Annotated in this window: 11 protein-coding genes; 7 read left to right on the forward strand and 4 right to left on the reverse strand. The window is 68.5% G+C overall.

Features of this window, described 5'->3' with window-relative positions:
• Window positions 1–86 precede the first annotated feature (86 nt).
• The 3 genes from BM349_RS12540 to BM349_RS12550 all read left to right on the forward strand — a co-directional run bounded on the left by BM349_RS12540 (window position 87) and on the right by BM349_RS12550 (window position 4,124).
• Window positions 87–782, forward strand: a complete 696-nt coding sequence (locus tag BM349_RS12540; protein ID WP_091707146.1) for a TetR/AcrR family transcriptional regulator — start codon at window positions 87–89, stop codon at window positions 780–782.
• Complete coding sequence (locus BM349_RS12545; protein WP_091707147.1) at window positions 779–3,685, forward strand: aminotransferase; 2,907 nt, start codon at window positions 779–781, stop codon at window positions 3,683–3,685. The genes BM349_RS12540 and BM349_RS12545 overlap by 4 nt, the downstream gene beginning before the upstream one ends.
• Window positions 3,686–3,755: 70 nt before the next feature.
• Window positions 3,756–4,124 carry a UBP-type zinc finger domain-containing protein gene (locus BM349_RS12550; protein ID WP_091707148.1) on the forward strand — a complete coding sequence of 123 codons (369 nt, stop codon included), beginning with the start codon at window positions 3,756–3,758 and terminating at the stop codon, window positions 4,122–4,124.
• An 8-nt stretch (window positions 4,125–4,132) separates the two neighbouring features.
• Here the strand turns inward: BM349_RS12550 and BM349_RS12555 are convergent, their stop codons facing one another.
• The 4 genes from BM349_RS12555 to BM349_RS12565 form a co-directional block, all read right to left on the reverse strand.
• Window positions 4,133–4,840, reverse strand: a complete 708-nt coding sequence (locus BM349_RS12555) for a hypothetical protein (protein ID WP_091707149.1) — start codon at window positions 4,838–4,840, stop codon at window positions 4,133–4,135.
• A 137-nt stretch (window positions 4,841–4,977) separates the two neighbouring features.
• Window positions 4,978–7,983 (reverse strand): HYR domain-containing protein, encoded by a 3,006-nt coding sequence (locus tag BM349_RS12560; RefSeq protein WP_175525282.1) that lies wholly within the window; start codon window positions 7,981–7,983, stop codon window positions 4,978–4,980.
• 157 nt (window positions 7,984–8,140) lie between these two features.
• Window positions 8,141–8,266, reverse strand: a complete 126-nt coding sequence (locus BM349_RS19045) for a hypothetical protein (RefSeq protein WP_302848254.1) — start codon at window positions 8,264–8,266, stop codon at window positions 8,141–8,143.
• A gap of 185 nt (window positions 8,267–8,451) precedes the next feature.
• Window positions 8,452–8,916 carry a hypothetical protein gene (locus BM349_RS12565; RefSeq protein WP_139230923.1) on the reverse strand — a complete coding sequence of 155 codons (465 nt, stop codon included), beginning with the start codon at window positions 8,914–8,916 and terminating at the stop codon, window positions 8,452–8,454.
• 242 nt (window positions 8,917–9,158) lie between these two features.
• Here BM349_RS12565 and BM349_RS12570 point away from each other — a divergent pair, with 242 nt between their 5' ends.
• The 4 genes from BM349_RS12570 to BM349_RS12585 all read left to right on the forward strand — a co-directional run bounded on the left by BM349_RS12570 (window position 9,159) and on the right by BM349_RS12585 (window position 12,779).
• Entirely contained in the window at window positions 9,159–10,388 is a 1,230-nt protein-coding gene (locus BM349_RS12570) for a hypothetical protein (RefSeq protein WP_091707152.1), read from the forward strand.
• A gap of 23 nt (window positions 10,389–10,411) precedes the next feature.
• Complete coding sequence (locus BM349_RS12575) at window positions 10,412–11,071, forward strand: hypothetical protein (RefSeq protein WP_139230924.1); 660 nt, start codon at window positions 10,412–10,414, stop codon at window positions 11,069–11,071.
• 66 nt (window positions 11,072–11,137) lie between these two features.
• Window positions 11,138–11,713 (forward strand): cation efflux transmembrane domain-containing protein, encoded by a 576-nt coding sequence (locus BM349_RS12580; RefSeq protein ID WP_091707154.1) that lies wholly within the window; start codon window positions 11,138–11,140, stop codon window positions 11,711–11,713.
• A 415-nt stretch (window positions 11,714–12,128) separates the two neighbouring features.
• Entirely contained in the window at window positions 12,129–12,779 is a 651-nt protein-coding gene (locus BM349_RS12585) for a VOC family protein (RefSeq protein ID WP_091707155.1), read from the forward strand.
• Window positions 12,780–12,989 lie beyond the last annotated feature (210 nt).

Here is a 12,989-nt window from a genome sequence, read left to right on the forward strand (position 1 = left end):
TAAGTATTACACTGTAAGGTAGCGCACTCGGAGCGGCTTGTCGAGAGGGCAACCTGACGCTGTACGGTGGGCGGAGGAGGTGCGACATGCCCGCGACGAAGAACCGCGAACGCGCACCGCTGACGCGCGAACGGGTGCTGCTCGCCGCTCGGGCGCTCGCGGACGAAGACGGACTCGACGCGCTCACGATGCGGCGTCTGGCCGACGATCTGCACGTCGAGGCGATGTCGATCTACCATCACCTGCCGAACAAGGACGCGATCCTGGACGGTCTCGTGGAGCTCGCCTTCAGCGAGATCGAGGCGGAGGTCGGCGGGTTCGGCGTCGACGGAGCTGCGCAGGATTGGCGTAGTGCGCTCCGGACCCGCATCCTCGGCTCCCGACGAGTGCTGCTGAAGCATCGGTGGGTGCCGGTCGTCCTGGAGAACCGGGGCGTGCTGGTTCCGACGATGGCCCGCTACATCGACGGGATCGTGGCGATCATGCGTGCCGGCGGGCTCTCCTTCGATCTGATCCACCACAGCCTGCACGCGCTCGGCAGCCGGATGTACGGCTTCACCCAGGAGCTCTCTCTCGACGGCGACGACGCGGCGCCCGCGGGGGATGATCTCGCGCAGATGCGGGACTTCGTGCCGAACCTCGCGGCGATGCTGGAGGACGTCGTCCACGACGACCCCGACTCGACGCTCGGCTGGTGCGACGACCAGACGGAGTTCGAGTTCGGGCTCGACATCCTCCTCGAAGGACTCGAACGGCGGCTGGTCGCGGAGCGGACCCGATGACCGCCGAAGGCCTCGAGGCGGCCGCGACCGGCGCGGCACTCGTGCAGCCCGCTCCACCGGAGATCGGCGATGCGACCGCGGAGCGCATCGCGTCGGAGGGGTGGGGTGTTTCCGGTCGCGCGCGGGCGCTCGGCAGTCACCAGGACCGCAACTTCCTGATCACGCCCGACACCGGTGCGCGGGTGCTCCTGAAGATCGCGAACCCGAGCGTCACTGCGCCCGAACTCGAAGCGCAGTCCGCGGCGGCCGCCGCGATCACTTCCGCCGGCGTGCGAGCCGCCCGCGCGCTCCCCGTCGGCGACGGCGCAACGGCTCGCGCGGTCGAGGTGGACGGGGTCAAGATGCAGGCGCGACTGCTCGAGTTCCTCGAGGGCGAGACCCTGTCGGGGTACCTCTCCCCCGCCGCCGTGCGTGCGATCGGAGCACTGGCGGCCACGGTCGACGTGGCTCTGGCCGACCTCGTCGCCCCTGCCGCCGAGCGGGTGCACCAATGGGACCTGCGCGAGGCACCCGGAGTGCTCGATGAGCTCCTCCCCTACGTCTCGGACGACGAGCTGCGGAACGAGCTCTCCGCTGCCGCCGAGTCCGCGTGGGATGCCGTCGCCGCGGTCGCCGATCGCCTTCCGGTGCAGTTCATCCACGGCGACCTGACCGACGACAACGTGGTGACCGGCGACGCCGTGACGCGCATCCCCGACGGGGTCATCGACCTCGGCGACCTGAACCGCACCTGGACCGTCGGCGAGCTCGCCATCACGGTGTCGTCGCTCCTGCACCACGACGGGATGGACCTTGCGGGAGCGATGCAGGCGATCGCGGCGTATCACGCCATCCGGCCGATCTCGGAGACCGAGGCCGACGCGCTGTGGGCGCTGGTCGTGGTGCGCGGCGCCGTGCTCGTGGCAAGCGCGCACCACGTGCTCGCGACGGATGCGGCGAACGAGTACGCCGCCGAGAATCTGGTCCACGAGCGCGAGATCTTCTCGCAGGCGGTATCGGTCCCGTTGCCGGTAGCGACCGCCCTGGTGCGGGCGTACACCGGGCACACCGCGGCGCCCCTCGATGTGACCGGCGAAGCCCTCCTACCCGGCCTGACCGCCGCGGATGTGCGCGTCGTCGACCTCTCGGCCGCGAGCCCCGCGCTTCACGACGGACGATGGCTCGCAGCATCCGCGGAGGATGACCTCTTCGTCGAGTCGGTCGCTGTCGGGGGCACGGCTGTCGGGCGATTCGGCGAGGCGCGACTCACGCGGTCGCGTGCGGACGATCCCGAACCGCCTCGCAACGTGGCGCTGGGCGTCGAGTTCCAGTGCCCTGTCGCGCAGCCGGTCGCCGCGCCGTGGGCCGGCACGGTGCGGCTGAGGAGCGCGGGGATCGAACTTCGCACCGCCGAACTCACGCTGAGGCTCGACGGGTGCCGCACGACGCTCGCGGACGGCACGACGGTCGAGGCCGGCGAGGTGATCGGTCAGGCGGCCGGGTCGATGTGGGTCCAGGTCATGCGCGCAGGCGTCGAGGCGCCCCGGTTCGTCACCGCCTCGCTCGCCGCGGCATGGCGCACGGTTGCGGCCGATCCCGGTGCGCTCGTGCCCGAACTCGACGCCGCAGGTGCGACGCCGGACGCAGCCGAGCTGCTCAAGCGCCGGGACGGGTCCTTCGCCGACGTCCAGGAGCACTACTACGCCGACCCGCCGATCATGGTGCGTGGGTGGCGCGAGCACCTCGTCGACGCCGACGGGCGGGTGTACCTCGACACGCTCAACAACGTCACCTCGGTCGGCCATGCGCACCCGCGGCTGGTGGCTGCGGTCGCCGAGCAGTGGCGACTGCTCAACACGAACTCCCGCTTCCACTATCCGGCCGTCGTCGAGTTCTCGGAACGGCTCGCCTCGCTCGCACCCGATCCGCTCGACACCGTGTTCCTGGTCAACAGCGGCTCGGAGGCGGTCGACCTCGCGCTGCGGCTCGCGCAGGCCTGGTCGGGTCGGCGCGAAGTCCTCGCCGTGGCCGAGGCGTACCACGGCTGGACCTACCTGACGGATGCGGTGTCGACGTCGGTCGCCGACAATCCGGCCGCGCTCGAGACTCGGCCCGACTGGGTGCACACGGTCGCCGCGCCGATCCCGTTCCGCGGCTCGCACGCGGAGTCCGGCGCGGACGCCTACGCGCAGGACGCCGTCGCCGAGGTCGGGCGGCTGGCCGACGCCGGAACGCCGGCCGGGGCGTTCCTGTCCGAGACGGTCTTCGGCAACGCCGGCGGAGTCATGCTCCCTGACGGCTACCTCGACGCCGTGTATCGCGCGGTCCGCGCGCACGGCGGCCTTGCGATCGCCGACGAGGTGCAGGTCGGGTACGGGCGTCTCGGCGAGTGGTTCTGGGGCTTCGAGCAGCAGGGCGTCGTGCCTGATGTGATCGCGATCGCCAAGGCGATGGGCAACGGACACCCGCTCGGAGCCGTGATCACGTCCCGGGAGATCGCCGAGCAGTATCGCGAAGGCGGCTATTTCTTCTCATCTGCGGGCGGCAGTCCGGTTTCGAGCGTCGTCGGCCTGACGGTCCTCGACATCATCCGCGACGAACGACTGCAGGAGAACGCCCGAGAGACCGGCGCGCACCTCAAGGGGCGTCTCGAAGACCTGGGGCGGCGGCATCCGATCCTGGCGGCCGTGCACGGATCGGGCTTCTACCTCGGACCGGAGTTCGTACGCGATCGAGAGACCTGGGAGCCGGCGACGGCGGAGACCGCCGCGATCTGCGAACGACTCCGGGAGCTCGGCGTGATCGCGCAGCCCACGGGCGATCACCAGAACCTCCTCAAGATCAAGCCGCCCATGTGCTTCAGCCGGGAAAGCGCCGACGCGTTCGTCGACGCACTGGATCGCGTGCTGACGACGGGCTGGTAGCGCGGGGCTCGCGCACTCTGGGTAGCATCGCGAGTATCCCCGACCGCCCCTGACCGAGGAGAACGACGACGTGAGCGAGCACTCCGAGTTCATCGACCCGGCCGTTCCCCCGAGCGGCGACGGATGCGCGGAGTGCGACGCGGTCGGAGGCTGGTGGGTGCACCTGCGCCGGTGCGCGCTGTGCGGACACATCGGCTGCTGCGACGACTCTCTCGCCACGCACGCGACCAGGCATTATGAGGCGAGCGGGCACCCGATCGTGCAGAGCTTCGAGCCGGGCGAGGAATGGTTCTGGGACTACTCCACCGGCGATTACGCCTACGGTCCGGCGCTCGCCCCGCCGGACTCGCACTCGGCGCACCTCACCACGCCGGGGCCCGCCGATCGGCTGCCCGCCGACTGGCGTGAACAGCTCGCGCGCAATCGCGGCGAGCGCTGACCCTGCGCCTACCCCTCGGTATCGGTCGTCGGCGTCGGCGCGGGTGATCCCGACGCCGGCTCGGGACCGAACAGTGTCCAAGTGCCGCCCTCGCACTCGTAGAACTGCAGGAGCTCGGTGTCGATGTACACGTCGCCGTCCGACTCGCAGGTCTCGTTCTCAGGAGCGCCGAGCCCGAGCGACAGTTGCGTGCCGGGCGTCCCCGGGGCGCCGCTCGCCCCGGTCTCGCCGGTGGCTCCCGCCTCGCCGGCGGCGCCCGTCTCGCCGGTCAGGTTCTCGGCCGCGGAAGCGCGGATGTTGCCGACTTTCACCCACTCGCCGTCCTTGAACAGGTAGACGTCGGACGTCGAGATGTCGATGTAGACCTCGCCCTCGTACCCCTTGCCCGCTTCGGGAACTCCGGCTCCCGCCCGCACTGCGGCACCGGCGGGGAGGATCTCCTCGAGCGCGGCCTCGTAGTCCTCGGTGCTCGGCTGGGAGGTCTCAGCGACGGGAGTCGTGACGGGAGCGGCGGCCTCGCTGTTCGAACGGGCGAGCGTGGCGCCGAGGAACGATGCGACGAACGACAGCACGACCACGGCGACGCCGATCCAGATCAGCGCGGCGCGGCTGACGCCTGCCGGTGCGGCAGCCGGCGCGGGGGCCGTCGCCCTCGGAGGGCCTGCGGGCGGCTTCGTGATCGGCGGCGTGCCGGGGGTGTTCTGGCCATCGCTCATCGTCGAGTCCCTTCCATTCGGCGCTCTCCGACCACCGTGAACGCACGGCACCGGGCGACGACGCGCTCAGTCTATGGACGACGCAGCGAAACGCCCTCACTCGGATCGGGTGATCTGAGTGAGGGCGTCCGCGTGGCCTACTTGAGCTTGAAGAGCGCGGTCAGGCTCGATCCGTCCTGCGTCTTCATCGTGACCTGGTAGCACGTGCCCGGACTCTTCGGGGTCTGCCAGTTCTGGATGAACTGCCCGCCCGTCGCGTCGTAGCGCAGCGTCGTCCCACCGGTCGTGGTGAGCTCGATGTCGTCCGTCGCAGCGCCTCCGATGCACGACACGCCCTTGACGGTGAACCCGCTCACCGCGATCGTGCTCGTCAGCTCCGTGCCGCCGGCGAACACCTCGAACTTCAGCGGCACGGTCGACCCGCCCTTGACGCTGTTCCACACGCCGCCCATGTCGACGGGCTGGAAGAAGCCCCCGAGCGTCCACGCCGCGACCGTGTAGGTGCGTGTGCGGGTGCCGAGGTTGCCGGCGGCATCCGTCGCGGAGGCCGTCAGCGTGTGCGATCCGGGAGCCGCGCTGTACCCGGTCACCGTGCACGCCACAGAGCCGTCGACGATGTCCGTCGCCGTGCACGTTCCGACGGGCGGCACCGAGCCGAACACGTAGTTCCCGCCGTTCGCCGGACCGCCCACCCACGTGATCGAAGGTGCGGTGGTGTCGACGACCTTGACGAGGAACGTGGCCGGCTCGGCGGCGTTGCCCGCAGCATCCATGGCGTTGCAGGTCACCGTCGTCGTGCCGAGCCCGAACGTCGATCCGGATGCCGGCAGGCAGGTCGGGGTGACCGATCCGTCCACGGCATCGGACGCGGTCGCGACGTAGGAGACCGGCGCTCCGGTCGACCCCGTCGCCTCAGCGGTCGTCGTTCCCGGGACCGAGATGGCCGGGGCCGTCGTGTCCACGACGGAGACCGTGAACGAGTTCGAGCCGGTGTTGCCCCTTTCGTCGGCCGCAGTGCACGTGACGGTGGTGTTGCCCAGTGGGAACGTCGATCCGGAGGCCGGGAGGCAGGTCGTTGTCACCGAGCCGTCCACCAGGTCCGATGCGGACGCGCTGTAGGAGACGGACGCTCCGGATGGCCCAGTGGCTTCGGCCGTCGTGGTGGCCGGCACGGTGATGGCCGGCGCCGTCGTGTCCTTCACGGTCACTGTGAACGTCTCGGTGGCGACGTTGCCCGCGGCATCCTCCGCCTCGCACGTGACGAGGGTGTCTCCGAGTGCGAACGTCGACCCCGAGGCAGGCACGCAGGTCGTCGTCACCGACCCGCTCACGAGGTCCGACGCGGACGCGGCATAGGTCACCGACGCTCCCGACGCCGCGGTCGCCTCCGCTTCGAGGTCTCCCGGGGTCGTGATGTCCGGCGCGGTCGTGTCCTCGACGGTCACCGAGAACGAGGAGGGGGCGGACGTGTTGCCCGCGGCATCGGTCGCGGTGCAGTCCACCTGGTGACTCCCGATCGCGAAGACCGACCCGGAGGCCGGCGTGCAATCGGCACCGATCGTGCCGTCGACGATGTCCTCCGCGGTCGCCGTGAAGGTCACCGTCGCACCGCTCGGGCCGGTCGCCTCCGCGATGATCGGGTCGGGCACCGTCACCACCGGCGCCGTCGTGTCGACGACGGTCACGTCGAAGCTCGCAGACCCCGTGTTGTTCGCCGCGTCGGTCGCGGAACACGTGACGCTCGTCGTGCCGACCGGGAACACCGATCCCGACGCGGGCGAGCAGCTCGTGCCGAGTGCACCGTCGACGAGGTCAGAGGCGCTCGCCGAGAAGTCGACGGTCGCCCCGCCAGGCCCGGTCGCCTCCACCGGGTCAGGAGCCGGCACGGTCACAGTCGGTGCCGTCGTGTCCTCGACGGTCACCGTGAACGAGCCCGTCGCGGTGTTGCCCGCAACGTCGGTCGCGGAGCAGTCGACCGTGGTTGTCCCCAGCGCGAACGTCGAGCCCGATGCGGGCACGCAGGTGACTGTGAGCGCACCGTCGACGAGGTCGCTTGCCGAGGTGGTGAACGTCACCGCAGCACCTCCGGGTCCGGTCGCCTCGGCCGTGACGTCAGTCGGGAGCACGAGGATGGGCTTGGTCGTGTCGGTGATCTTCACCGTGAACGTCGATGTGCCGGTGTTGCCGTGCGCGTCGGTCGCCGAGCAGGTGACGGTGGTCGAGCCCACGGGGAATCCGCTGCCGGATGCCGGAAGGCATGTCGACGACAGGGTGCCGTCCACAGCGTCGGTCGCCGTCGGGTTGGTCCACGTCGCGGTCGTCAGCGCGCCGGCCGCTTCGAACTGGAGGTTCGTCATGGCGCCGACCGCGGGTGCCGTCGTGTCTTTGACCGTGACCGTGAACGACCCGCTGCCGACGTTGCCCACGGTGTCCGTGGCCGAGCACGACACGGTGCTCGTTCCGATCGGGAAGGTCGAGCCGGATGCCGGACCACAGGTCACGGCGGGACTCAGCGGAGCCGTATCGGTGGCTGTCGCGCTATAGGTCACGACCGCGCCGGCGGCGCTGGTCGCCTCAGCGGTGATCGGAGCGGGCAGGTGCAGCGTGGGCGGGGTCGTGTCGCACGCGCCGATGGTCCAATTGACATTTACCAAGCCCGAGTTGGCTCCCACTACAGCCGCACCTGCGCTGTTGACTCCGGAAAAGCTGAACGCGATCGTTCCAGACCCCGCCACAGTCTTGGCGGGCAGGGTCACGACAGCAGTGACCGTGTCGGGACTCTCGAAATTGGTCGCCTGTGCCTGCCACGTGGGTGTGACGACGATGGTCGTGTCCGCGAGCGCTGCTGTCATCCCGGCTGTGGCGGTTCCCACCGCCACCGTCACAGTCGAGCCGTTGGCGAAGACGTTGTTGTTGACGTTGTTGCTCGGGTTGCCATTGCGGCGCGCCGCGATCAGGACATTGAACTGCACGGATTGATTCGTGCAGGCGACGACTATCGCTGCTCCACCGGAGTTCAGCGGCGCCACGCCATCCCCGTCCGAAGAGAGCTGGTCGGCGAAGGATGCAGTCGCACCCGCTGCCACCAAGAGCAGACCGGCGGTGAAGCCCGCCAGCAATCGAAACGCGCGGGCTTTCGCCATGATGACTCCTTGGTGCACCGGAGTAGACATCATCGTCTTGGGGACCGCCGGCTCGTCATGTTAGCGTCCGCGCCGGTTCATGCACCAGCATCCAATTTCTGGCGTGTTCGAACGACTCATCCGGCGCGTGATCACGCGCGTCGGATGAAGGCGGCGATCAGGCCGCGGGGCGATAGACCGTCCCCTGCTCGCGGTCCTCGGCTTCGACCGAGTCCCTCTCACCGCACAGCGCCGCCTCCAGGAGCGAGGGGTACTGCCGACCGCATGCTTCGCATTCACTCATCTGACACCCCGTTTCATCGCAAAAGGCCGCTCCCCGCATCAGGGCGCGACCTATGGTCGTGAGCATAGCGGCGCGCGCAGCGCGCACGGAAGAGCCGGATGCCGCATGCACGCGCATCCGAGCGGCCGCGGGAGTGTTCACCTCGGCGCGGCTGTGCGGAGAGAGGGCCGCTCAGGCGACCTCGATCACCCGTACTGGTTCTCGAGCCGCGCCTGCTTCCAGTCGTTCGTGCACTCGAGCGTGATGTTGACGGTTCCCGAGCCGAGACCCCAGTTCGTCCAGGATCCCTCGACGCTCTTGACGGCGATGAACTCCTTCTTGCCTTCGATCCGCGTCTCGCTGCTCGTGGCGACCACCAGCGTGGCGACACTGGCCTCCGTCGTCACGATCACGCCACGCGGAAGGATGCGGTCGTTGCTGAATCGTTTGTCGACCAGGTACGGATGCGTGCTCGGGCAGCTGCCGCTGAATCGGTCGCTGGCCCAGAGGCCGTTGTAGCCGCGCTCGTAGATCTGTACCCGGATGACCTCACCGGGCTGTCCCGCGCGAACGCCGCCTCCCGGCGCTGCTGTGGCCGGTGACACCGCCGCTCCTGCCAGCAGCAATCCTGCGGCCGCTCCCGCCGCGGCCAGTCTCTTCAATGCGAACATCACGTCCCCTTCCGGTCGGACGCCGCTCCGCATCTGGAGGCCTCAGCGCCCACATCCGACCAGTATGGTGCGGGTTCGCGCGGCTGTCTGCTCCGAGATTCGCCCAGCGGGGTCGGCACGGTTTGCGCCCACCGGTTTCGGTGACGTCGAAAACAGGTAGTGGACTACGTGCTGCGTATCGGTCGACATGGGCTGGACTCTCCCCATCTCGTCGTGCTCGAACGGCGGAAGGAGACCTCGTCATGCCTCACATCAAGCGGAATGACGCGCTCAAGCCTCCCGCGTGGAGGCACCTCGGCAGTGTGGTGATCATCACCGTGGCCGTGGCGCTGGCCGGCTGTACGGCCAGCCCCACGCCCGAAGACGCGCCTGCGATCGAGCCTGCCGAAGCCGTCACGTCGCCGTCGCCCTCACCTGTTTCCAGGCCGGCCGTGCCGGCGCCTCCGGAACAGCTCACCTTCGAGGCGGGGGCGGGTCTCGACTCGGAGGTCTGGCTCGCCGGGTGGCACGTCGAGCCGATCGACATGACACACGGCTACTCCGTCGTGTACCCACGCGACGATTGGGAGGAGAAGCATCTCTCGAACGGCTGCGAGGGCTCGAGGTATCACCGGTTCGGTCCTCTCGACGGGCTTGACCTGACCCTCGACGACCGAACGTTGACTGATCAGTTCCTCGCCCAGCTCCTCGAGATGCCGATAGAAGATGTCTCGGAGGGCGGTTCCGATGTCTCGTTCCCGGTGGTCGGGCGGTGGCCGATGATGGCGGACTTCCGGGTGCGCGCCGGGGATTGGACAGACGGGGGTACGTGGCTGGCCGCAGCGAGGGTCTTCGGTGCGCTCGATACGGCACTGGTGATCCAGCTCGACTGCGACCCGGGCCCGATGACCGGGGCGAGCGGACAGCAGATGTTCGAACTGCTCCCCGAGGTGGTCGGACTCGACGCTTTCGAAGTCGGACTCGGCAGAGTCGACTGGAACGTCGTTGAGTCGCTCGACTTCGACGAAGGAGCAGACCTTGTCGCATCGTCGGAGGCACGGTGGGTCGACAGCGCCCTGATGGAGGACCCTGCTTGGACGTTCGCCGACGTCGAGGCGGGGGTGTGGACGTTCACCACTGCCGACGGGGACTGCACGGCGGAGTACGAGCAGGGTCTCCTCGACGAGCAGACCGCTGCCCCCAGTGACCGCGAAGCCAGCGACAAACTCCTTGCGGCTTCGCTCGGGGTCCCCGACAGCATGGTGCCTCAGGACGCGGTTGACGGCGCGTTCGCGGTCGCCATGCCGGGCAACGACCTCGTCGCAATGAGGCTCATCGAACGCGAGAACTCTGAAGTCAGGTGGGTGACCGCCGCTCGGGCGTTCACTGGCCCGCTTCTCGGCATGACGATCGACGTCACGTGCTCCGAGGGTGATCCCATGAAGACGCTGGACCTGCTGATGGCGAAATCGGCCGTTCAAGTGGTGCCCTGAGGGGCGTCAGAAAGGGAGTAATCGTGTCCGAACCGACTCTCGCAGCAAAAGATGAACCGCCACCCCCGCCACCGAACACCAACCGCAGGTGGCTCGGTACCAGCATCGCCATTGCGTCCGTCCTGCTGGTGATGGCGATCGTCGGTGGGGTGCTGGTCATCCGGGGGTTCATCCTCGCGACGGCATACTCGGATTCGACGGCGCTGCGTCCGGACGAGAGCGAGGAGGCGGCCACCGAACCGGAGGGTCCGGCGCAGCGGGCCGCGGAGGCCGGCACCCTGGCCAACCCCTACCCGGCCGATTTCGGGATGATCCTCTCCGATACGACCACGAACGTGGAGGTGTTCACACTGGCCGCGCGGTTGGCGGAGAGCGAGAACCTCGCGGACGACGTACCCGTGGAACCGACGACGGAGGGCACGCGCGTCGTCGCCGTCGAGTTCACCGTGGTCGGGCTGGACGCGTCCGTTGCCGGTACCGACATGGCCATCGAGGCCGGACTGTGGCAGCTCGCTGACCAGGACGGGAAGGGCTATCCCCCACTCTTCACGCAGCTCGTCTCCGACCCCTCAGTGCCATTGACGGAGGGCGTCACCTGGCTGGGCCGGAACTTCTATGAGGTGCCCGCAGGCGCCACCACACCGTATGTGCTGCTGTACACCCAGTACGTCGCGCTTGAGTAGGGAAATCATCACACGCTGATCCGGCGCGGCGAGGACTGCGGATGCCGGTGCTGTCACGATTGGATCGTGCAATCCCTCCGCCGCGTGGTGCTGATCGTCGCGTTGCTGAACCTCGGCTACTTCGTCGTCGAGTTCTCCGTCGCGTTGACGATCGGTTCCGTGTCGCTGTTCGCCGACAGTGTCGATTTCCTCGAGGACGCGCTGATCAACCTGCTGATCTTCGCAGCCCTGCCCTGGACCGCGCAGCGGCGACGCACCGTCGGCTCGATCCTCGCGTTCGTCATCCTGATCCCCGCCATCGCGACGGTCTGGACCGCGATTTCCAAGATCTTCGATCCGTACCCTCCGGAGCCGATCCCGCTCACCCTGACCGCGATCGGCGCTCTCGTGGTGAACCTGACCGCGGCGCTGCTTCTTGTGCGGCACCGCCACCATGCCGGAAGTCTCACCAAGGCCGCGTGGCTCTCCGCTCGCAACGACGCGTTCGCGAACATCGCGATCATCGTCGTCGGCATCCTGACGATCTGGTTCGCGACCGGCTGGCTCGACATCATCGTCGGCATCGGCATCGCCGTCCTCAACGCGGACGCGGCCCGCGCCGTCTGGAAGGCTGCGCGACGAGAAACCGACCCGGTCCCCTAGTTGCGGGTTGGCTCGGTCGGCGCGGCTGACTTCGAGCCGCCCCAGGCCTCGTCTGATGAGCTCACGAGTCGAAGTGTCATAGCTGCTGGGGCGCCCAGGTCTGTGACGCAGAACCGATCAGCAGATGCGCGATTACCCGACCCTCAACGCGAAGTTGATCGGGCGGGCTATCCGAGCACCAGCAAAATGGGCGCCACGCAGGTCGGCATCACTCCATCGTGATGAACGAAGACCGACCGGCTTCCGGGCGGGCATCGCAAAGGTGCGGCTCAAGCCAGAGTGGTCGGCGCGACAATGGGCATGTCACCGCACTCGTCATGATGAGGTTTGCGTGGCCTGGGCGGCCGCCCGTCGAATGTCGCACTCGTTCGCTACGGTGGCGTCACGTTTCGCAGCGTGGTGAACGGGAGGGCTCATGGCCGAATCGATTAGCGCCAAACAGTTTCATGATGAACAGGGAACGGCGGGGTGGCACGTTCTGTATGGGGGTGCGCAGACGGTCTTTCCGACGAACTCGTTCGCGACAGGCGTCGAGTTCATCCGACGTATCGCACAGGCGACGGTCTTGGTCGGTCGCGAGCCCGACATCGACCTGCGGCCCGAAGCCGTGGTCGTCCGTACCGCGTCAACGCCCAGAGGCCGACTGGACACCCTCGATGTCGAACTCGTGCGGCGCGTCTCGGCCATTGCCGAGGAGCTCGGGCTCCGAGCTGACCCGTCTCAGCTCCACACGATTCAGATCGCCATCGCGGAAGCGGAGGGGGTGAGCACACGTGATTTCTGGGTCGCGGCGCTGGGGTACGAGTCACTCGGCGGTTTCGTCGTCGACCCGCTCCGCCGCGGACCGCGGATGTGGTTCGACGAGATTGCCGCGCCGGGACGCGGCCGCACCCACATCGACGTGGCCGTACCGAAAGACCGTGCAGACGAGCGTGTAGCCGCAATTGTTCACGCAGGCGGGCGGCTCGCGGATGACTCCCATTCACCAGACTGGTGGACGTTCGCGTCGCCCGACAACCACGGTGTCGACATCGCCGCGTGGGGAGATGTCAACGACCAGCCGTGATCACCTGTTCACAGACACGACGGAACGGCGTCACGAAGGCCTCTCCCCCAACCCAAGCAACTGAACGGGTCCCTGAGCGGGCGCTGATCGCCGGCCTTGTAACGGTCGGCGCGTAGAGGGACCGGTAAGCGAACGCGCTCGGGCCCGGGCGCGACCTGCGCTAAACGCGCACTGCACTGAGGCGGACCGGCGATCGTGCCTTCAGAACGC

This window comes from Microbacterium sp. cf046, assembly GCF_900114345.1.
Lineage (GTDB): Bacteria > Actinomycetota > Actinomycetes > Actinomycetales > Microbacteriaceae > Microbacterium.

Excerpts from the sequence above, each read along its gene's own strand:
- BM349_RS12545 (WP_091707147.1), top strand. The coding sequence starts at position 779 with ATGACCGCCGAAGGCCTCGAGGCGGCCGCGACCGGCGCGGCACTCGTG.
- BM349_RS12585 (WP_091707155.1), top strand. The coding sequence starts at position 12,129 with ATGGCCGAATCGATTAGCGCCAAACAGTTTCATGATGAACAGGGAACG.
- BM349_RS12555 (WP_091707149.1), bottom strand. The coding sequence starts at position 4,840 with ATGAGCGATGGCCAGAACACCCCCGGCACGCCGCCGATCACGAAGCCG.
- BM349_RS12560 (WP_175525282.1), bottom strand. The coding sequence starts at position 7,983 with ATGGCGAAAGCCCGCGCGTTTCGATTGCTGGCGGGCTTCACCGCCGGT.
- BM349_RS12570 (WP_091707152.1), top strand. The coding sequence starts at position 9,159 with ATGCCTCACATCAAGCGGAATGACGCGCTCAAGCCTCCCGCGTGGAGG.
- BM349_RS19045 (WP_302848254.1), bottom strand. The coding sequence starts at position 8,266 with ATGAGTGAATGCGAAGCATGCGGTCGGCAGTACCCCTCGCTCCTGGAG.
- BM349_RS12565 (WP_139230923.1), bottom strand. The coding sequence starts at position 8,916 with ATGTTCGCATTGAAGAGACTGGCCGCGGCGGGAGCGGCCGCAGGATTG.
- BM349_RS12540 (WP_091707146.1), top strand. The coding sequence starts at position 87 with ATGCCCGCGACGAAGAACCGCGAACGCGCACCGCTGACGCGCGAACGG.